Annotated in this window: 16 protein-coding genes; 12 read left to right on the forward strand and 4 right to left on the reverse strand. The window is 69.6% G+C overall.

The window, feature by feature from the left end; translation table 11 throughout:
* Window positions 1-62: 62 nt before the first annotated feature.
* From ACQBAU_RS17380 to ACQBAU_RS17395, 4 genes are all read left to right on the forward strand, one after another.
* The gene (locus ACQBAU_RS17380; protein WP_465255440.1) at window positions 63-1,313 is read left to right on the forward strand and encodes a GNAT family N-acetyltransferase; all 1,251 of its coding nucleotides are present in this window, start codon (window positions 63-65) and stop codon (window positions 1,311-1,313) included.
* Between the two features lie 129 nt (window positions 1,314-1,442).
* Complete coding sequence (locus ACQBAU_RS17385; RefSeq protein ID WP_465255439.1) at window positions 1,443-3,305, forward strand: acyl-CoA dehydrogenase; 1,863 nt, start codon at window positions 1,443-1,445, stop codon at window positions 3,303-3,305.
* Between the two features lie 195 nt (window positions 3,306-3,500).
* Window positions 3,501-4,181, forward strand: coding sequence for an ABC transporter ATP-binding protein (locus tag ACQBAU_RS17390; protein WP_465255724.1), 681 nt, complete (start codon window positions 3,501-3,503; stop codon window positions 4,179-4,181).
* Window positions 4,178-5,476 (forward strand): hypothetical protein, encoded by a 1,299-nt coding sequence (locus ACQBAU_RS17395; RefSeq protein ID WP_465255438.1) that lies wholly within the window; start codon window positions 4,178-4,180, stop codon window positions 5,474-5,476. Before ACQBAU_RS17390 ends, ACQBAU_RS17395 begins: the two co-directional genes overlap by 4 nt.
* A 2-nt stretch (window positions 5,477-5,478) precedes the next feature.
* On the opposite strand, the gene ACQBAU_RS17400 is transcribed toward ACQBAU_RS17395, so the two are convergent.
* On the reverse strand, window positions 5,479-6,513 hold the full coding sequence (locus ACQBAU_RS17400) for a dihydrodipicolinate synthase family protein (protein WP_465255437.1): 1,035 nt from the start codon (window positions 6,511-6,513) through the stop codon (window positions 5,479-5,481).
* 23 nt (window positions 6,514-6,536) lie between these two features.
* Between ACQBAU_RS17400 and ACQBAU_RS17405 the strand changes: the two genes are divergently transcribed.
* From ACQBAU_RS17405 to ACQBAU_RS17425, 5 genes are read left to right on the forward strand one after another with little or no spacing between them, the layout of a single operon-like run.
* Complete coding sequence (locus ACQBAU_RS17405) at window positions 6,537-7,340, forward strand: amidohydrolase family protein (protein ID WP_434549651.1); 804 nt, start codon at window positions 6,537-6,539, stop codon at window positions 7,338-7,340.
* A gap of 2 nt (window positions 7,341-7,342) precedes the next feature.
* Window positions 7,343-8,518: a mandelate racemase/muconate lactonizing enzyme family protein gene (locus ACQBAU_RS17410; RefSeq protein ID WP_465255436.1), complete on the forward strand. Its 1,176-nt coding sequence runs from the start codon at window positions 7,343-7,345 to the stop codon at window positions 8,516-8,518.
* Complete coding sequence (locus ACQBAU_RS17415) at window positions 8,515-9,261, forward strand: FadR/GntR family transcriptional regulator (protein ID WP_434549653.1); 747 nt, start codon at window positions 8,515-8,517, stop codon at window positions 9,259-9,261. The genes ACQBAU_RS17410 and ACQBAU_RS17415 overlap by 4 nt, the downstream gene beginning before the upstream one ends.
* A gap of 2 nt (window positions 9,262-9,263) precedes the next feature.
* Entirely contained in the window at window positions 9,264-10,205 is a 942-nt protein-coding gene (locus tag ACQBAU_RS17420; RefSeq protein ID WP_465255435.1) for an NAD(P)-dependent oxidoreductase, read from the forward strand.
* Window positions 10,205-11,164 carry a Gfo/Idh/MocA family protein gene (locus tag ACQBAU_RS17425; protein WP_465255434.1) on the forward strand — a complete coding sequence of 320 codons (960 nt, stop codon included), beginning with the start codon at window positions 10,205-10,207 and terminating at the stop codon, window positions 11,162-11,164. Before ACQBAU_RS17420 ends, ACQBAU_RS17425 begins: the two co-directional genes overlap by 1 nt.
* 60 nt (window positions 11,165-11,224) lie before the next feature.
* Here ACQBAU_RS17425 and ACQBAU_RS17430 read toward each other — a convergent pair whose 3' ends face one another.
* Window positions 11,225-11,686 carry a YrhA family protein gene (locus ACQBAU_RS17430; protein WP_434549656.1) on the reverse strand — a complete coding sequence of 154 codons (462 nt, stop codon included), beginning with the start codon at window positions 11,684-11,686 and terminating at the stop codon, window positions 11,225-11,227.
* Window positions 11,687-11,880: 194 nt separating this feature from the next.
* On the opposite strand from ACQBAU_RS17430, the gene ACQBAU_RS17435 reads away from it, so the two are divergent.
* The 3 genes from ACQBAU_RS17435 (at window position 11,881) to ACQBAU_RS17445 (ending at window position 15,937) form a co-directional block, all read left to right on the forward strand.
* Window positions 11,881-12,660, forward strand: coding sequence for a DUF2332 family protein (locus tag ACQBAU_RS17435; protein WP_465255433.1), 780 nt, complete (start codon window positions 11,881-11,883; stop codon window positions 12,658-12,660).
* A 73-nt stretch (window positions 12,661-12,733) separates the two neighbouring features.
* Complete coding sequence (locus tag ACQBAU_RS17440) at window positions 12,734-14,632, forward strand: glycosyl hydrolase family 28-related protein (protein WP_465255432.1); 1,899 nt, start codon at window positions 12,734-12,736, stop codon at window positions 14,630-14,632.
* Window positions 14,633-14,758: 126 nt separating this feature from the next.
* Window positions 14,759-15,937, forward strand: coding sequence for a hypothetical protein (locus ACQBAU_RS17445; protein WP_465255431.1), 1,179 nt, complete (start codon window positions 14,759-14,761; stop codon window positions 15,935-15,937).
* A gap of 5 nt (window positions 15,938-15,942) precedes the next feature.
* Here the strand turns inward: ACQBAU_RS17445 and ACQBAU_RS17450 are convergent, their stop codons facing one another.
* Window positions 15,943-17,385 carry a dihydrolipoamide acetyltransferase family protein gene (locus tag ACQBAU_RS17450; RefSeq protein ID WP_465255430.1) on the reverse strand — a complete coding sequence of 481 codons (1,443 nt, stop codon included), beginning with the start codon at window positions 17,383-17,385 and terminating at the stop codon, window positions 15,943-15,945.
* Window positions 17,386-17,400: 15 nt separating this feature from the next.
* Window positions 17,401-18,375 carry an alpha-ketoacid dehydrogenase subunit beta gene (locus tag ACQBAU_RS17455; RefSeq protein WP_465255429.1) on the reverse strand — a complete coding sequence of 325 codons (975 nt, stop codon included), beginning with the start codon at window positions 18,373-18,375 and terminating at the stop codon, window positions 17,401-17,403.
* Window position 18,376: the final 1 nt, after the last annotated feature.

An 18,376-nucleotide genomic window follows, 5' to 3' on the forward strand; every position in this document is an offset into this window, starting at 1 on the left:
AGACTGCTCCGCCGCCGGACCATCCTGTCATCGTGACTGATGGCCCCGTTACGGTGGCACCCATGGCGGACGAGTTGCAGACCTGGACCAAGACCAGCCCCGAAGAGCGGATCCGAACGTTCTTCGAGGCGACACAGTTCGGCTTCCACATGCCCCGCGCCACCGACGACGCGTTCCAGCACTGGCTGCCCACCGTCAGCGCGGACGACGTGACGATGCGGGTCCTCCCCGACCCGGACGAGCCGGACGGCCTGCCGGTCGCCACGTTCGCCAGCTTCGACAAGACGATCCAGACCGGCAGTGAGCTGCTTCCGGTGCACATGATCACCGACGTCACGGTCAGCCCGACCCACCGGCGGCGCGGCCTGCTGCGCACGATGATGACGGCCGATCTGACCGCGGCGTACGAGGCCGGGCTCCCGGTGGCCGCGTTGACCGTCACCGAGGCCACGATCTATGGCCGGTTCGGTTTCGGTCCGGGGACCTTCGAACAGTCGGTCGAGGTCGACACGTCGGTGAAGTTTGCGCACCGTCCGGGTCTGGCCGACACTGAGGGCCGGATCAGGATGGTCAAGCCCGAGACCTCCTGGGACATGATCTCCGGCGTCTTCACCCGGTTCCACGCGACGACGCGCGGCTCGATCGACCGCCCGGACCACTATCGACTGTGGCTGACCAACGAGTTCGACTTCGACGCCGACGCCAAGGGCCGGAAGCTGCGGCTGGCCGTCCACCTGGACGCAGCCGGGGAGTGCGACGGCTACGTGGCGTACGAGGTCGACCGCTCGACCAGGCCGCGGACGATCAAGGTGGGCGACCTGATCGCGCTCAACCGGACGGCCCGCATCGGCCTGTGGGAGTTCCTCGCCTCGATCGACCTGGTCGAGAAGATCGTGGTGAACAACTCACCGCTCGACGATCCGCTGCCGTGGAGCATCATCGACCGTGGCGGCTACAAGATCACCGGGGTGTCGGACAGCCTGTGGTTCCGACTGCTCGATGCCGAGCGCTGTCTGGCCGCCCGCCCCTGGCTCGCCGACGGCGAGATCGTGTTGGGGATCACCGATCCGATGGGCTTCACGGACGGTTCGTACGCCATCCGCGCGGCCGACGGCCGGGCCGAGGTCACCCGGACCACCGATCCCGCCGAGGTCACCGTCGACATCGAGACCGCAAGTTCCTTGTGGCTCGGCGGCACCACCACCAGCCGGATGGTCGAGGCCGGCCGCATCGGCGGCAGCCCCGAGGCCATCACGCGGTTCGCGGCCATGTCCGACCTGCACACCCCGCCACACTCCATCACCTTCTTCTGAGCACACCCCTGCTTCTGACCACACCCCTGCTTCTGACCACACCGCCTTGCCTTTGTTACTCGCGAGTAGCACAATGGTTACCGGGGAGTAGCAACTCCGTTCGCCAACGAGTGCCGAAGGATCCGGGTCATGAGCCACTACAAGTCGAATCTGCGTGACATCACCTTCAACCTCTTCGAGGTGCTGGGCCGCGACGAGGTGCTGGGCACCGCACCGTACGCCGACATCGACCGCGACACCGCCGAGTCGATCCTGTCCGAGGTCGACGTGCTCGCCCGGACCAAGCTGGCCCCGTCCTTCTCCGACCACGAGCGCGACCAGCCGGTCTTCGACCCGCAGAACCATTCGGTGACGATGCCGAAGGAGTTCGCGAAGTCATACCAGGCCTGGATGGACGCCGAGTTCTATCGCCTCGAGCTCCCCGAGGGCCTCGGCGACTCCCCGGCGCCGCCGTCGCTGACCTGGTCGATCGCCGAGCTCGTGCTCGGCGCCAACCCGCCGATCCACATGTACGGCGCCGGCCCGAAGTTCGGCCACGTGATCTACGCCAACGGCACCGAGCGCGACAAGAAGATCGCCCGCCACATCGTCGACCGCAAGTGGGGCGCCACCATGGTGCTCACCGAGCCCGACGCCGGCTCCGACGTGGGCGCCGGCCGGGCCAAGGCCACCCGCAACGACGACGGCACCTGGACGATCACCGGGGTCAAGCGCTTCATCACCTCCGGCGAGCACGACATGTCGGAGAACATCGTGCACCTGGTGCTGGCCCGCCCGGTCGGAGTCGAGGGCCACGGTGGCCCCGGCACCAAGGGACTCAGCCTGTTCCTGGTGCCGAAGCACCACTTCGACATCGAGACCGGCGAACTCACCGGCGAGCGCAACGGCGCCTTCGTGACCGGCGTCGAGTCCAAGCTCGGCATCAAGGTGTCGACCACCTGTGAACTCACCTTCTCCGGCCACGGCACCCCGGCGAAGGGCTGGCTTCTCGGCGAGGTGCACGACGGGATCGCCCAGATGTTCCAGGTGATCGAGTACGCTCGAATGATGGTGGGCACCAAGGCGATCGCCACCCTGTCCACCGGCTACCTGAACGCCCTCGAGTACGCCAAGACCCGGGTGCAGGGACCCGACATGATCAACCCGGGCAAGGATGCGCCGCGCGTCACCATCACCCACCACCCCGACGTCCGCCGTTCGCTGTTGACCCAGAAGGCGTTCGTCGAGGGGATGCGTTCACTGGTGCTGTACGCGGCCACCTTCCAGGACCGGGTCGCGATCGCCGAGGCCCGCGGGGAGCATGATCAACTCGCCGAGCGGGTGAACGACCTGCTGCTGCCGATCGTCAAGGGCTACGGCTCGGAGCGGTCCTGGGTGCTGCTCGGCACCGAGTCGTTGCAGACGTACGGCGGCTCGGGCTTCCTGACCGACTACCCGATCGAGCAGTACGTCCGCGACGCCAAGATCGACACCCTGTACGAGGGCACCACCGCGATCCAGGGCCAGGACCTGTTCTTCCGCAAGATCGTGAAGGACCAAGGTCAGGCGCTGGGCCACGTGTCGTCGCAGATCGCGGAGTGGCTGGCGAGCGAGGCCGGCAACGGCCAGCTGAAGGAGGAGCGGGCACTGCTGCAGCGTGGGCTGGAGGACGCCGGCACGATGGTCGGCCTGCTGATCCAGCACCTGCAGAGTGCCCAGCCCGACGCCGCCGAGGGCGATCCCCGCAACGTCTACAAGGTCGGCCTCAACACCTCCCGGCTGTTGATGTCGCTCGGCGACGTGGTGATTGCGTGGCTGCTGCTGCGTGGTGCCGAGGTGGCGCTGGAACGGCTGAACGGTGAGCTCAGCGAGTCCGAGCAGGCGTTCTACGAGGGCAAGGTCGCCTCGGCCCGCTGGTTCGCCGCGACCGTGCTGCCGAAGCTGACCGCCGAGCGGAAGATCGCCGAGCGGACCACCCTCGACCCGATGGACCTGGCCGAGAACGCGTTCTGAGCCTCCGGTCGCGGGGCACCAGACCGTGGTCGTACGGTGACCCGCCCGACCGCGACCCGCGGACCGATGTGTGACCGCTGATCGACGACCAAGCTGGTCGTCGTGAATCCCACCAGCACCGTCCACAGCACACACGCACCCGGCGCCGGGTCGACCGTCGTCGGGGCCCCCACCAGCAACCCCGGTGACCTCGAGGTGCGCGGCGTCACCCACCGCTACCGCACCCACGCAACCGCTCCGGCGGTGCTCAGCACGGTCAACCTCGCCATCCCGGCCGGCAGCAGTGTCGCGGTGATGGGCCCGTCCGGCTCCGGCAAGACCACCCTGCTGCATCTGATGGCCGGGGTGCTGCGTCCCAGTGAGGGTTCGATCACCTGGCGCGGCCAGGACCTCGCGGCGATGTCGGACCGCCGGCGGACACGGCTGCGACGTGCCGACTTCGGCTTCGTCTTCCAGTCCGGGCAGTTGCTGCCCGAGCTGCCGGCCGAGGAGAACGCCGCGCTGCCGCTGATGCTGGGCGGTACGTCCCGCACAGAGGCCGTCGCCCACGTCCGGCCGATCCTGCAGAGGCTCGGCCTGGCCGGGATGACCCGCAGACGACCCGGCGAACTGTCCGGCGGCCAGGCCCAACGGGTGGCGATCGCCCGCGCCCTCGCCGGCTCCCCCGGCGTGATCTTCACCGATGAGCCGACCGGGGCCCTGGACAGCAGCACCGGCGCCGCGGTGATGCACCAACTCGTCGCCGCGGCCGCCGCCCACGGCGCCACGCTGGTCGTGGTCACCCACGACGCCCAGGTCGCCGGGGTCTGCTCGCGGACGATCACCCTGCACGACGGCCGGATCATCGCCGACCACGCGGCCGGGGGTGCCCGATGATCACCGCGGTTCGGTTGTGGTGGCTGCTCACCCGCCACGAACAGTCGACCAGCCGTCTTCCGACGGTGCTGGCGGTCACCGCGTTCGCCGTTGCCGGCGGGTCACTGCTGGTGGTGCTCGGCGGTGTGCACGCGATGTTCCGACGCTGGGCGGCCGATCCGTCCTCGGAGCTCGGCTCGCTGTACCTCACGCTCGCCGTCGTCGCCGCCGCACTGATGGTGATCCCGATCCTGACCCTCGGCGGTCAGGCGGCACGCCTCACCCTGGCTCGCCGCAACCACCGCCTGGCAACACTCCGGTTGGCCGGCGCCACCACCGGTCAGTCCGCGACGATCACCGTCGCCGAGACCACTGCGCAAGCCCTGGCGGGCAGTCTGATCGGCACCGCCCTGTACGGCCTCACGCTGCCGGTGCTGACCTTGATCAGCTTCGAGGGGCGACCGTTGCAGCTGGCCGAACTGTGGCTGGGCCCGGGACTGCTGCTCGCCGGTCTGGCCGCGGTCGTCGCACTCGCCCTGGTGTCGGCGATGGTGTCGTTGGGCACCGTCGCGGTGACTCCGCTGGGCGTTGCGAGCCGGGTGACCCCGAAACGCCTCACCGTGCTGCGGGCCGTCGTCGTGGTCGCCATGATGTGCGCGTGGCCGTTGGTGCTGATGATCATGCCGATGATGGGGGTGATCCTTTTCGGACTGGGCCTGGTGGCCGTGGTCAACCTGATCGGCCCCTGGCTGGTGATGCTGTTCGGGATGGTCCTCGCCGGTCTGGCCCGGCGTGCGCCGACGTTGCTCGCGGCACGCCGGATCGTCGACGATCCCCGTACGGCTTGGCGATCGGCCAGTGCGTTCGCCCTGGTGATCATGTTGGCGACCGGTTCGGCGTGGGCCAGCCACGCCGGCGCGGTCTCGGGCGAGTCCACGCTGTCGGCGGACATGTCCACCGGCGCGCTGATCACGTTGGTGATCGTGTCCGTCGTCGCCGCCACGTCCTCAGGTGTGGTGCACGCCTGTCGGGTGATCGACAACCAGTCGCTCCACCAGTCGATGGTGCTGGCCGGCACCGAGGTGTCGGTGCTCAGCACCACCCGACTGCGGGAGGTCGCCTGGCCCCTCGCCGTGACCACGGTGACCGCCGGCGGATTTGCTGCCCTGTTGATGATGCCGCTGGGGTACGAGGTCCCGGTCGCGCTGGCGCGGTTCGCGATCGCGGTCGGCGGCTCCGCCGTCCTCACCCTGCTCGCCCTGTGGGCATCGCATCCGCTGCTGGTCCGCTCGGTGCAGCAACCAGCTGCCGGCTGAAGCTACTCGGGCCGCCCGTCACGAACCCGGTCCAGGTAGTCGTCGCCGTAGTGGCCCGCAAGCTCGGTCAGCGCGTCAACGCGAGCACCGGGCATGGTCCCCTCACCGGACAGCGCGATGCCGACACCGGACAGTGAACGTTCCAAGCTGATCAGCTGCTCGGCGGTCAGGTTGAGCAGCGGTGCCCGACAGTGGCCGCCGTGGCGTCCCGACACCTGCAGTGCGCCGCGCCACAGGGCGATGTCGCCGGTCGGACCCACGGCGCCGGTGCTGAAGATCCGCCGCAGTTCCATGATCGGGAGCATCGCCTCACGGGCAGCGGCGAGGTCACCGGCCGCCACCGCGGCGTGCACCCGTACGGCCTCGGGGACGACAACGTTGAGGATGCCGGAGATCCAGCCGTGAGCACCACCGGCCAGCGCCTCGAGCCCGTTGGTGAAGCCTCCGTAGAAGATGCGCATCCCCGGGCCGGTGCGGGCGAGCAGCTCGGGGTTGTCGTGGATCGTCGGCAGCGTGTTCTTCACCGCGTTCGCCACGCCCTCCTCGTACAGCATCACCAGGTCGTCTCCGGAGACCGCGGCGACGGCAGCGTTCAGCGGGATGTTGTAGATCATGATCGGTGCCTCGTTGGCCGCGGCGACCGCCCGGAAGTGCGTCAGCGTCTCGACCCGGTGGGGCCGGTGGTAGTACGGCTGCACCGCGGCAACCCCGTCGACACCGGCTTCGCGGGCGGCCACCGTGAGCTCGATCGAGGCGGCGGTGGCGTAGCTGCCCGCGTTGACGAGCACCGGCACCCGCCCGCCCACGGCCCGGACCGCCACGGCGAACAATGCCTTGCGCTCGTCGGAGGTCAGGCCGACGAACTCGCCGCTGGTGCCACCGACGAAGACGCCGTGGGCTCCCTGGCCGACGAGCCAGTCGAGGTGGTCGGCGGTGGCGGCCTCGTCGAGGCGGCCCCGCTCGTCGAACATGGTGAGCGCGGCCGGGAAGATCCCGGCCCAGACCGCGGAATCAGGGACTGGCGTGGACGTCGTCATGGTTCCATGGTATGACCTAGGACATGAGTTTGCCCAGCGGGTCCGTCGATGCCCATGTCCACGTCGGCGGCAGCTACGCCTCCGTCGACGCCTGGCACCAGCATGCCACCGCGTTCGGCATCAGTGGCGCGGTTCTCGTCCAGGAGGTGGCCCTGGTCGACAACCGTGAGCTGATCGCCACCACCGAGGCGGCCGGCCCCGGCCACTGGGCCATCGTCCGCGTCGACGAGAACGACCCTGAGGTCACCGAGCAGTTGCACCGGCTGGCCTCTCACCCGGTCGTCCGCGGGGTCCGGCTGTACGGCGCCACCCGCTCCCCCGGCGCCGACCCGTACGCCATCTGGCGCGTCATCGCCGAGCTCGGGCTGGTCGCCTCGGTCCGCGGTCCGCTGGCCGACCTGGTCGACGAAGGGTTCGCCGAACTGCTCGCCGAGGTGCCCGACCTGACGTTGCGACTCGAGCACCTCGGCTTCCACCGATTCACCGAGGAGACCCCGGCCGACTTCTCCCGGCTCTGCGAACTGTCCGACAACCCGTTGGTCCACCTGATGTGGTCGGGCCAGTACGCCAACGCCGGCAGCCCGTGGCCGTACGACAACACCTGGCCGGCGCTGCGCGAGAGCCTGCACGCGTTCGGCGCCGAGCGGATCATGTGGAGTGGCGACTGGAACGCCGCCACCCTGCTCCCCGACCGGCCGAGCGACGCCGTCGCCCACGACACCGAGCTGCTGCTCGACCCACGACTCCGCGACACCGTCGGCCTGACCGACACCGATCTGGAGTTGATCATGTGCCGTACCGTCCGACACTTCCTCCAGGAGAACTGATCATGAAGGTCACCCGCGTCCGCCAATGGGAAGCCGCCTTCGGCTACTACAACGCACACTACGTCCGCATCGAGACCGATGACGGCGCGTACGGTGTGTCCGAGGTCGGCATGCGGCGTCGCACCCGGACCCTCAGCGCGTTGATCACCGAGCTCGGCGAGTACCTCGTCGGCAAGGACGCCACCGCGATCGAGCAGCACCACGAACGGATGTGGCGTGACTCGTTCACCGGCGGAACCCTGCTGGGGCAGGGAATCGCAGCATTGAACAACGCCCTGTGGGACCTCAACGCCCGCAGCCTCGGAGTGCCGGTGCACCGACTGCTCGGCGGCACCTTCCGGGACCGGGTGCCGGTCTACACCCATGCCCGGGCGACCGACACCCCCGAGGGCTTCGCCGACGGGGTCGCCGAGCGGGTGGCCCAGGGGTTCACCGCGATCAAGACCACGCTGCCCGGCTTCTACACCAAGGTGTCCAGCATCGCCCACGAGGTGCCGGCGCAGGTCCCGGCACGGCAGACCGAGACCGAGCCGGTGCCCGGCCGGGTGATCGACCGGATCGGTGACTGGTTCGCCGCGGCGCGTGACCGGGTCGGACCCGACGTGAAGTTGATGATCGACTGTCACGGTCGCCTCAGCGTGGCCAATGCGATCCGGCTCTGCCGGGTGCTGGAGCCGTACGACCTGGCGTTCGTCGAGGAGCCGGTGCCACCCGACGACCCGGCGTGGATCCGCGAGGTCGCCGCCCGGACCGACATCCCGATCGCCACCGGTGAGCGGTGGGCCAACCACTACGCCGCCGCCCCGTTCCTCTCCGGGGGTGGGCTGGCGATCGCGCAACCCGATGTGGCCTGGTGCGGCGGCATCTCCGGGGCGCAGCGGATCGCCCACCTGGCCGAGACCCACGCCATCGGCGTCGCCTTCCACAACCCGTTCGGGCCGTTGGCGAGCGCTGCGGCGTGGCACCTGGGTGCGACACTGCCCAACATGTGGTTGTCGGAATCCATGCTCACCCCCGAACAACTGCCACAGTGGACCAAGTACGTCACCGACGCGCCGGTCGTGGAGAACGGGGCGTGGGTGCCGACGCAGACCCCGGGCCTGGGTCCCGATCTCGACATCGAAGCCATCGAGGCCAACCCGGCGAACTACGACTTCGACCGCGGAGGAACGCGATGAGCACATCCACCATGAACCGCGACGGCGACCGTCGCCGGGGACGTCGCGGCGACCTGCTCGGGGCACAGGTCGCCCAGGAACTGGCGGCCAGCCTGTCGGACCGCGGGCTGACCGACGGCGACCCGTTGCCGTCGGAGGCGAGCCTCGCCGAGGAGTACGACGTGAGCCAGCGGGTGATCCGCGAGGCCCTGCGAACCCTCAGCCTGCAAGGGATCGTGCGGACCAGCCAGGGCCGGCGCGCGGTGGTCAGTCGCGCCCAACCGCAGGCGATCAAGGGCTACTTCGAGTTGAGCCTCGGCACCGACGGGCTCGCCCTGGGGGAGCTGTTGGCGATGCGGCAGGTGATCGAGACCGCGGCCGCCGGCGCCGCCGCCACCCGCACCGACGAGCAGGCGGCCACCGAGCTGGACGAGATGTTGGCCGCCCTCGAACAGGTCACCGACCCCGCCGAGCGGACCCGGCTCGACATCGAGTTCCATGAGCGGATCGTGGCGCTGGCCGGCAACCGCTATTTCGACGCGATCGTGGTGTCGTTGCGCGACCTGCTGCAGCAGGAGCGCCGCCGCGGCCAGGCCCACACCCCGGCGGCCCAGCGCCGCCAGAGCCAGGCCGAGCACCGGGCGATCGTCGCCGCCCTCCGCGCGGGCGACGCCGACGCCGCGGTGGCGGCGATGCGGCACCACCTCGAGCAGGTCCACCAACGTTTCCCCAGCAGTGCGGGCGAGCCCGCGGAAGGCGAGTGATCATGAGCGACCCGACGATCGATCCGACCCCGCTGGCGCCCGGCGCGACCATCGGCTGGATCGGGACCGGCCTGATGGGCGGACCGATGGCCCGGCATGCGGCCGCGGCCGGCTACCGGGTGCAGGGGTACGCCCGCCGCCCGGAGGTCGCCGAGCAGTTGGCCGCCGACGGCATCGAGCTGGTCGACTCCCCGACCGCCGCAGCCCGTGGCGCCGACGCCGTGCTCACCATCGTGGCGATGCCGGCCGACGTCGCGACCGTCGGCGCCGAGGTGCTCGACGCCCTCACCCCGGGTGGGGTCTGGGTCGACATGACCACCTCGGAGCCGAAGCAGGCGACCGAGCTGGCGGCCCACGGCGCCGAGCGCGGGATCGGCGTGCTCGACGCGCCGGTCACCGGCGGCGAGGGCGGTGCGATCGCGGGCACGCTGACGATGATGGTCGGCGGCACCGCAGCCACGTTGGACCGGGTCCGGCCGGTGCTCGACACGTTCACCGGACGGGTGCTGCACCACGGCGGCCCCGGAGCCGGGCAGCATGCCAAGGCCGCCAACCAGGTGTCCGTCGCCGGCGCCATGATCGCGATGTGCGAGGCGTTGGTGTACGCCGACGCCGCCGGGCTCGACCTGTCGCTGGTGTTCGACTCGATCTCCACCGGGGCAGGGGGTTCTGCCGCCTGGACCGCGATGGGCCAGAAGGTGATCACCGACGACATGGCGCCAGGCTTCGTGATCGAACACTTCGTCAAGGACCTCGGGATCGTGCTCGCCGAGTCGCGTCGGCTGGGTGTCGTGCTGCCGGGTGCCGCTCTCGCCGAGCAGCTGTACCGGATCGCCGTCGCACACGGCAGGGCCCGGTCCGGGACGCAGGCCTTGGTGCACGCCGTCGCCGAGTTGTCGGGTCGCCCGTGGCCACCCGCGACCCCGACCGGCCCGAGCGCCTGATGACGACTCCCCGGATCGGCCTGCTGGGCACCGGCGACGCCGCCGGACTGCACGTGGAGCACCTGCGTGCCGCCGACGCCGAGGTCGCCTGGGTCAGCGGCCGCACCCCGGAACGGGGGCACGAGTTCGCCGACCGGTGGCAGGTCGGCGAGGTCGTCGACGACGTGGCCGCGATGGTCGCCCGCGAACCGGATGCCGTCGTGGTCGCCACCCCGAGCGACCTGCACGCCGAGCAGGTCCGGACCTGTCTGGACGCCGGCGTGGCGGTGCTGTGCGAGATCCCGTTGGCGACCAACCTGGCCGACCTGATCGATCTCGCCGAACGCGAAGCGGGCAACGGATCCCGGCTGATGGTCGCTCACACGCTGCGGTTCGACGCCGCGCACCGGGCACTGCTGGCCGAGCTGGCCGACGAACCGGCACTGCACCTGGTCGCGCGCCGGCTGATGCTGCGACAGACCGACACCGGCTGGATGCGTGCCACCCGCAGCTGGACCGACGACGTGGTCTGGCACCACGGCACCCACGAGGTCGACCGGGCCCGTTGGCTGCTCGGCGCGACGGCGGACGATCCCGTACGGGCCACCGGCGCGACCGGCCCGGTGTGGCCGGGCAGCGGCAAGCCGATGGACCTGTCGGCCACGCTGGTCAGCGGCGACGGTCGGCTCGCATCGCTGTCGCTGTCGTACCACAGCCGGCACCGCGCGGTGGACCTGACCGTGATCGGAGAACGACACACCTGGCGTACGGCTGACGGCTCGCTGTGGCGCGACGATGACCTGGTGGTCGAGGGCGACCCGCGGCAGTGGGAGTCGTTCAACGTGGCTGCCCAGGACGCCGCTTTCGTCGAGGCGTTGCGCAGTGGTGAGCCGATGTCGCCGGGGAGCGCCGAAGCGTTGGCCGCCGGGGTGGTCCTCGACGGGCTCAGCCGCCCAGGATCTTCTCCAATGCCAGGTTGATGGCGACCTGGATCGCCTCGACGGCCCGCCCCTGGTCGGCTCCTCTCCGCAGGACACTCATCACATCTCGTCCAAGTAGAACGTGACCACATCCACGAAGAGGTCGTCAAAGGTGTCGAACACGTTGTCGGCAGACCCGGCCTGCCAGGACGTCCGGTCGACGTTCCTCCACTTGCCGTCGGCCTTGTCGTAGCCGTACAGGTCGTCGCCGGTCTCCCCGACGAAGCGCATGGTGGTGTCGATCTCGTGCACCCCGCGGATCAGCCGCTGGTTCGACTCACCGATACCGGCAGCCTCGGTACCCTCGGCGTCGGTGGTGTCGGTGCACGAGTAGAACGACAACCCGTTGAAGTCGATGCCGTTGCTGACCGACAGCAACTCGCGGTAACCCGGCGGCATCTCGATGCCGAACTCATTGGCGTAGACCCGCTCGGCGATGGCCACCTCCTCGGGGGTGGCCGGCGGCATCTGTTCGTAGAACTCCTCGGCGATCCGGGTCACCAGGTCGGTGATGCGGCTCATCTGCGGTCTCCTTCGGTCGGTGCGTCATGTCAGATCAGTGCGTCAATTCGGGACATGGCTGGGCCCCACCCCCGCGCCGCCACGGACATCGGATTGGCTGGACGCCGCCCGGCGACCGCGGGACACTCGGTGACATGAGGTTCTCCACGACGATGTTCCATGACGGCAACGACACCGGCATCGGCGCGTGAGTTGTGGCCCGACGACGACCGGCCTTCCGGGTTCATGAGCTGGGTCGGTACGCGGTCCTGTACCCCGCCATTGCCGAGGCTGCGCGCCGACTGGACGCCCGCTCGATCGGCCTGGTCGACGTCGGCACCGTGGCCGGGCTGAACCTCCAGGTCGATCGCGTGGGCATCAGCTACGACAACGGCCAGTCGTTGGGCGACCCGACGTCACGCGCGCAACGGTCCGCGTCGATCGTGGGCCGGCAGCCGCTCCCGGGGACATCGATCCCCGCGGTGGCCGTACGGGTCGCCGTCGGTACCGACCCGGTCGACGTCACCAGTGCCGACGACGTCAGCTGGCTCCACGCCTGCCTGACCGAGGAGGGACCCGACCTGCAGGCGGCCTTGGCCGAGGAACTGGCCCTCGCCGCGACGGACCCGCCGCACCGCGTCGCCGGGGACCTGACGACCGCGCTGGTCGAGGCAATCGCCCTGGTCCCCGACGACGTCGTGCCCGTGGTGACGACGACCTGGGCACTGTCCCGGCTGCCGCTCGAGGGCAGGCTCCGGTTCCTGCAGCAGCTGGACCGGGCATCCGCCGTACGACCGCTGGCCTGGGTGTCGGTGGAGGGTGTCGGTGTCGCACCGGCCGTCCCGACGCTCGGCGACCGCCCCGCCTCCGGCCACAGCATCGTCGCGGTGTCGGTCGCGTCCGGTGCCGACTTCCACGCCGCCGTGGTGGGTCGCTGCTGGCGGCGGGGGCAGATGCTCTCGTGGATCTCGCCTGTGACGTCACTTAGGTCATAGGTCTTGACGCGGACGGCCCACGGGTGTCAGGGTCATGGGCAACCCCCGAACAACCAACTAGGGAGCGACAACGATGACCGTCCCCACACCGACCCCCATGATCACCGGCCGACGCGCCGCACTTGCCGCCGTTGCCGGCGGCTTCGCCTTCGCAGCCACTGGCGCGGGCTCCCGTGCCGTCGCAGCACCACCACAACCCGCCAATCCACCCAAGTACTCCCCCGTCATCGACGTCCGCACGTTCGGTGCCATCGGTGACGGGGTGACAGATGACACCGCGGCCCTGCAACGGGCGTTGGATTCGCTCGACGACGGCCAGGGTCTGTACCTCCCGGCCGGCACCTACCTGGTCACCCCGCGCAACATCACTGAGTTCATCCTCACCATCAAGACCCAGCGCATCTCGATCTTCGGCGAATCGCGCGAGACTTCGGTGATCAAGATCGCCGACGGCGTCGGCCCCTACTGGGGAATCCTCGGCTCACTCGAGCAAGCAACCCACTGGGAGATCCGCGACATCGCGTTCGACCACAACCAGCAGAACAATCCGCTGGCCTCCGATGCCGAGTACTGGCGTCCAACCCTGCGGTACTCGGTGGCCTGTTACCCGGGGGTCTCCGACACGATCAGCATCGACACGATCGATGTCCTCAACTCCGACTCCGTGGTGAGCCTGTACTTCCCGTCGCCGGGAAACCGTGGCCGCGGCGTGAGCATCCAGAACTGTCGCTGGCTGGGTTGTGACTCGCAGAGCTCTGCCGGCTACTCGTACGACCAATCCTTGATCAACGTCGCCGGAGAGCTGGTCACCATCTCCGGCTGCACCTTCGAAGGGGCTCGTTGGGAGAAGGCCCCGGCGACCGCCTTCGAGGTGCACGGCACGACGATCAGCATCACCGGCAACACGATCACCCGGTTCCAGACCGGTGGCAACCTTACCGGGATCAGCCGGGCCGGCACCGACTACGGCGTGACCTTCGTCGGCAACTCCGTCGAGGCGTCCCGGTTCGGTGTGGCGATCTGGTCCGGGCACTTCTCGTCGCAGCCGGAGGAGCCGCCGCTGGGCCTGTCGGGCGTGCTCGTGAGCAGCAACAGCTTCACCATGCGTACGGACAAGTACCCGGCCGCCTACACCTCCCCGCGAGGAGCAGCGATCACGTTCTTCCCGTCCAGCCTGTCGCTCAACCTGGCTGCGGTGAGCATCCTCGGCAACATGATCACGTACGGCGACGGGGTCACGATCCCGGAGGTCTCGCCGGGCAGCCCGAGCATCTACGCGGCAGCGATCAGCGTGCCCTCCTCCGCTTCGTCAGCGGTGAAGCCAACCCTTGACCAACTGGAGATCTCCGGCAACACGGTGCTGCATGCTCCGTTTGCCGCACTCTCTGTCACGTGTGCACCGACCAAGGGTTTCCATGCCAGCGACAACAACTTCCTGGACTGCGGGGTGAGCACCGGCCGGGTCGGCACCACCTTCGGCCACGTCGTGCTGCTCGACGGTGAGTTCCTGGACGATCCGGTGGTGGCAGGCGGCAAGATCAGCTGCCACGCCGACACCACGTGCAGCGCGCTGGTCTACTACCGAGACCGCACAGCGACCCCGAAGCCGTTGTTGATCAGCACGACCTTCGACATCCGCAGCGCCGACTCCAGCAGCTGCACCGACTACGTCACGGCCTACCCCGGGAGCCCAGTGGTCCTCACCAGCCACCTCGGCGGAACGCCGAAGAAGCTGCCCAAGACAGCCATCGACGGGTCGCGAGCCACCAGCGACGATCGAACCGTCCATGAGGTTCTCGGCACCACGTGGGTCACCCATCGCAGTGGCACCGCCGCCCCGACCAGCGGTGCACACACGGTCGGCTCGACGGTGCGCAACACCGCGCCGCAGGCGGGCGGGGTCATGGGCTGGGTCTGCGTCACGGCGGGAACGCCGGGAACCTGGCGCGGATACGGCACCGTCGAGGGCTGAAGCTGCGCCGAACGGCGAAGGAACGTCCACCACCCGGGAGGTCCGGGTGCCGCGTTGACGGCACCCGGACCGGACCATAGCGTTCAGTGAGACAGAGTTTTCATTCCTTGAACGGAGTTGTTCTCCATGGCACGGCCTCGCGTCGCCCTGATCATCACCACCTACACCAAGGCCTCCCACGCCGACGTCCTCGGCACCAGGCTGATCAACGGCTACTCGTGGGGCGGTGAGCACATCGACTCCCGGGTCGAGGTCGTGTCGGTCCACCTCGAGCAGCTGGGCCGCTCCAATCCCAACACCGGCGAGATCAACCCCGACATGGGGATGGACATCTGCGCGGCAGCCGGGATCCCCACCTACCCGACCCCGGCCGAGGCACTCGGCAACGGCAAGCCGGGGGTGAACGTCGACGGAGTCGTGGTGATCGGTGAGCACGGCGACTACGAGAACAACGAGTACGGCCAGAAGCTGTACCCGCGGCGCCGCCTGATCGACGCGGTGATGTCGGCCATGATCGCGGCCGACACCTTCGTCCCGATCTTCAACGACAAGCACCTGGCGTGGTCACACACCGACGCGCTGGCGATCCGTGACAACTGTGCCCGGCTGGGGATCCCGCTGCTGGCGGGCTCGACGGTGCCGATCGCCTGGCGGCTGCCGAAGGGTGCCCACTGGCCGATGGGTGCCGAGATGACCGAGGCGGTGGGTGTCGCCTACGGCCCCTTCGAGGCGTACGGCTACCACGCCCTGGAAGGCGTCCAGGCGTTCGCCGAGCGCCGTGCCGGTGGCGAGTCGGGCGCCGCCGAGGTGCGCGGTTTCACCGATGAGGCGGCTCTTGCAGCCGTGGACGAGTTGGACCCCGACCTGGTGGCGAAGGCGTTCGCGGCCCGCGGGTTGTCCGACGAGGACACCGCCAAGGCGCGTGAGGAGGTCAAGCAGGTGATCACGGTGACCCACACCGACGGCCTGAAGTCGGCCGTCATCATCTCCCCGGTGGTCGAGGGGTTCGCCGTCGCGGCGCGTGGCCCGCAGCACGAGGTCGCCGCCGAGCTACGACTGCAGGGGGAGCCCTACAGCCACTTCATCTTCCTTGCCCGGGCGGCGGAGAGCTTGATCATCAACGGCACCACGCCCTACCCCGTGGAGCGGACGCTGTTCACCGGCGGCGTGCTCGACCATGCACTCCGCAATGCGGCCGGCGCCGTCGAGCCCGAGAGCCCCGAGCTCACCGCCCTCGGCTACCAGGTGCCGGAGCAGGTCCCCGACACCGGCGTCGACCTGGAGCCGTACGACTTGAGGTCCTGACCTCCTCAGCGCAGCAGCGCAAGTCCCGGGTCGGCGAGCAACTCGGCCACGGTGGCCAGGAAGGCCGACCCGGAGGCACCATCGGCGACCCGGTGGTCGAACGAGACCGCCAAGGTGGTCACCCACCGCGGCTCGATGCGCTCCTCGGCGCCGGTGCCGACGACCCATGGTCGGCGTGCGATCGCCCCCAGGGCAAGGATCCCGCACTCACCGGGGTTGATGATCGGCGTGCCGGAGTCGATGCCGAACACCCCGACGTTGGTGATCGTGAAGGTGCCGCCGGTCATGGCGGCCGGTGGCGTCCGGCCCGACCGGGCGGTGTCGACCAGTTCGTCCAGCTGCTCGGCCAGCTCGTGCAGCGACAGCCGACCGGCATCGGTGATGTTGGGCACCATCAGACCGCGGTCGGTGGCGACGGCGATGCCGAGGTTCAGCCGGCCACGGTAGACGATCTCCTGGGCCGGCTCGTCGAACACGGCGTGCAGGTCGGGGTGCTCGCGCAACGCCAGGCCGACGGCCTTCGCCGCGATCAGCGTCGGGGTGACCCGGACGTCGCGGAAGTCGCGGCGTGCCTTGAGCCGATCGATCAGCTCTATCGTCGCGGTGACGTCGACGGTCACCCATTCGGTGACGTGCGGGGCACTGAACGCCGAGGCGACCATGGCCTGGGCCATGTGCTTGCGGATCCCCTTGACCGGGACCCGGTGGTCCTGCTCGCCGACGGTCACCGGCCGGGCTGCCGCAGCTCCGGCCCGGTCCGACCGGTCTGCGGCCCGGGCCACGTCGTCGCGGGTGATCGTGCCACCGTCCCCGGAACCGATCACCTGCCCAAGATCAACTCCGAGATCCTTGGCCAGCTTGCGAACCGGCGGCTTCGCCAGTACCGGCCCGGATGCGATGCCGGGCTCCTTGGCCGGCGGGCCGGGATCGGGCAACCGTTCCCCGGAGGGGTCCGCCTGCGCCCGACTCAACGACTGTGGCAGATCGGTCGGACGCGACACCGGCTGGGCCTGCCCGAAGCTGGTCGCGACGTCGTCGCGCACCGGGCCGGCCGCCTCCCCCGACGTCCCCGCCGAGCCCGCCCGGGGTCGACGCCGGGCCTCGGTGGCGCGCGGACCGTACCCGACGAGGTTGGCGACCCGTTCCGGCGCTGCCGTCGCCCCGCCCGACTCGACCGCGGGCTCGTCGGCAGCCGGTTCGACCGCAGGACCCGTACCGTCGTCGATCACGATGATCGGGGATCCCACGTCGACGGTCTCACCCTCCTCGTGCAACAGCTGAGACACCGTGCCTGCGTACGGGATCGGCAACTCGACCAGCGACTTGGAGGTCTCCACCTCCACCACGATGTCGTTGACCTTCACCTCGTCACCGACGGCGACCCGCCAGGTCACGATCTCCGCCTCCACCAGGCCTTCGCCGGGATCCGGCAGCCGGAACTCCTTCATGATCAACGTCTCCGATCAGTACGCGAGCGAGCGGTCGACGGCGTCGAGGACGCGGTCCAGGTCGGGTAGGAAGTGGTCCTCCATCTGCGAGGCCGGGTACGGGGTGTCGAAGCCACCCACGCGCATCACCGGCGCCTCCAAGGAGTAGAAGCACTGCTCGGAGATCCGGGCCGCGAGCTCGGCCCCCAGGCCGAGGTTGGTCGGCGCCTCGTGCACGGTGATCACGTGGCCGGTCCGCTGCGCCGAGTCGGCGACGGTGGCCATGTCCAACGGCGAGATGGTGCGCAGGTCGATCACCTCGAGGTCGCGGCCCTCGTCCTCGGCCGCGATCGCCGCGTCCTGGCACACCTTGACCGCGGGCCCGTACGCCAACAGCGTCGCGTCCTTGCCGGGTCGCACGATCCGGGCCCGATGCAACGGCATCGGGGTCGCCGACTCGTCCACCTCGGCCTTCTCGTGGTAGCGCCGCTTCGGTTCGCAGAAGATCACCGGGTCGTCCGATGCGATCGCCTGCTGGATCATCCAGTACGCGTCGGTCGGGTTGGAACAGGCCACCACCTTCAGTCCGGCGGTGTGGGCGAAGTAGGCCTCCGGTGACTCGGAGTGGTGCTCGACCGCGCCGATCCCACCACCGAACGGCAACCTGATCACCATCGGCATCTTGATCACCCCGCGCGAGCGGTAGTGCAACTTGGCCACCTGGCTGACGATCTGGTCGAACGCCGGGTAGACGAATCCGTCGAACTGGATCTCCACCACCGGCCGGTAGCCGCGCATCGCGAGCCCGACCGCGGTCCCGACGATGCCCGACTCCGCCAGCGGGGAGTCGATCACCCGGGACTCCCCGAAGTCCTTCTGCAGGCCCTCGGTGATCCGGAAGACGCCACCCAGCTTGCCGATGTCCTCCCCGCACAGCAGCACCTTCGGATCGGCCTCGAGGGCCCGTCGCAAGCCGGCGTTGATCGCCTTGCCCAAGGTCATCGTCGCCATC

This window comes from Carbonicoccus niuqiaonis (genome assembly GCF_050157065.1).
Lineage (GTDB): Bacteria > Actinomycetota > Actinomycetes > Propionibacteriales > Propionibacteriaceae > Avipropionibacterium.

What these genes read in the sequence shown, in the direction of transcription:
- ACQBAU_RS17450 (WP_465255430.1), bottom strand. Translation starts at nt 17,385, where the DNA reads ATGAAGGAGTTCCGGCTGCCGGATCCCGGCGAAGGCCTGGTGGAGGCG.
- ACQBAU_RS17410 (WP_465255436.1), top strand. Translation starts at nt 7,343, where the DNA reads ATGAAGGTCACCCGCGTCCGCCAATGGGAAGCCGCCTTCGGCTACTAC.
- ACQBAU_RS17395 (WP_465255438.1), top strand. Translation starts at nt 4,178, where the DNA reads ATGATCACCGCGGTTCGGTTGTGGTGGCTGCTCACCCGCCACGAACAG.
- ACQBAU_RS17425 (WP_465255434.1), top strand. Translation starts at nt 10,205, where the DNA reads ATGACGACTCCCCGGATCGGCCTGCTGGGCACCGGCGACGCCGCCGGA.
- ACQBAU_RS17455 (WP_465255429.1), bottom strand. Translation starts at nt 18,375, where the DNA reads ATGGCGACGATGACCTTGGGCAAGGCGATCAACGCCGGCTTGCGACGG.
- ACQBAU_RS17400 (WP_465255437.1), bottom strand. Translation starts at nt 6,513, where the DNA reads ATGACGACGTCCACGCCAGTCCCTGATTCCGCGGTCTGGGCCGGGATC.
- ACQBAU_RS17440 (WP_465255432.1), top strand. Translation starts at nt 12,734, where the DNA reads ATGACCGTCCCCACACCGACCCCCATGATCACCGGCCGACGCGCCGCA.
- ACQBAU_RS17430 (WP_434549656.1), bottom strand. Translation starts at nt 11,686, where the DNA reads ATGAGCCGCATCACCGACCTGGTGACCCGGATCGCCGAGGAGTTCTAC.
- ACQBAU_RS17380 (WP_465255440.1), top strand. Translation starts at nt 63, where the DNA reads ATGGCGGACGAGTTGCAGACCTGGACCAAGACCAGCCCCGAAGAGCGG.
- ACQBAU_RS17415 (WP_434549653.1), top strand. Translation starts at nt 8,515, where the DNA reads ATGAGCACATCCACCATGAACCGCGACGGCGACCGTCGCCGGGGACGT.
- ACQBAU_RS17420 (WP_465255435.1), top strand. Translation starts at nt 9,264, where the DNA reads ATGAGCGACCCGACGATCGATCCGACCCCGCTGGCGCCCGGCGCGACC.
- ACQBAU_RS17405 (WP_434549651.1), top strand. Translation starts at nt 6,537, where the DNA reads ATGAGTTTGCCCAGCGGGTCCGTCGATGCCCATGTCCACGTCGGCGGC.
- ACQBAU_RS17385 (WP_465255439.1), top strand. Translation starts at nt 1,443, where the DNA reads ATGAGCCACTACAAGTCGAATCTGCGTGACATCACCTTCAACCTCTTC.
- ACQBAU_RS17445 (WP_465255431.1), top strand. Translation starts at nt 14,759, where the DNA reads ATGGCACGGCCTCGCGTCGCCCTGATCATCACCACCTACACCAAGGCC.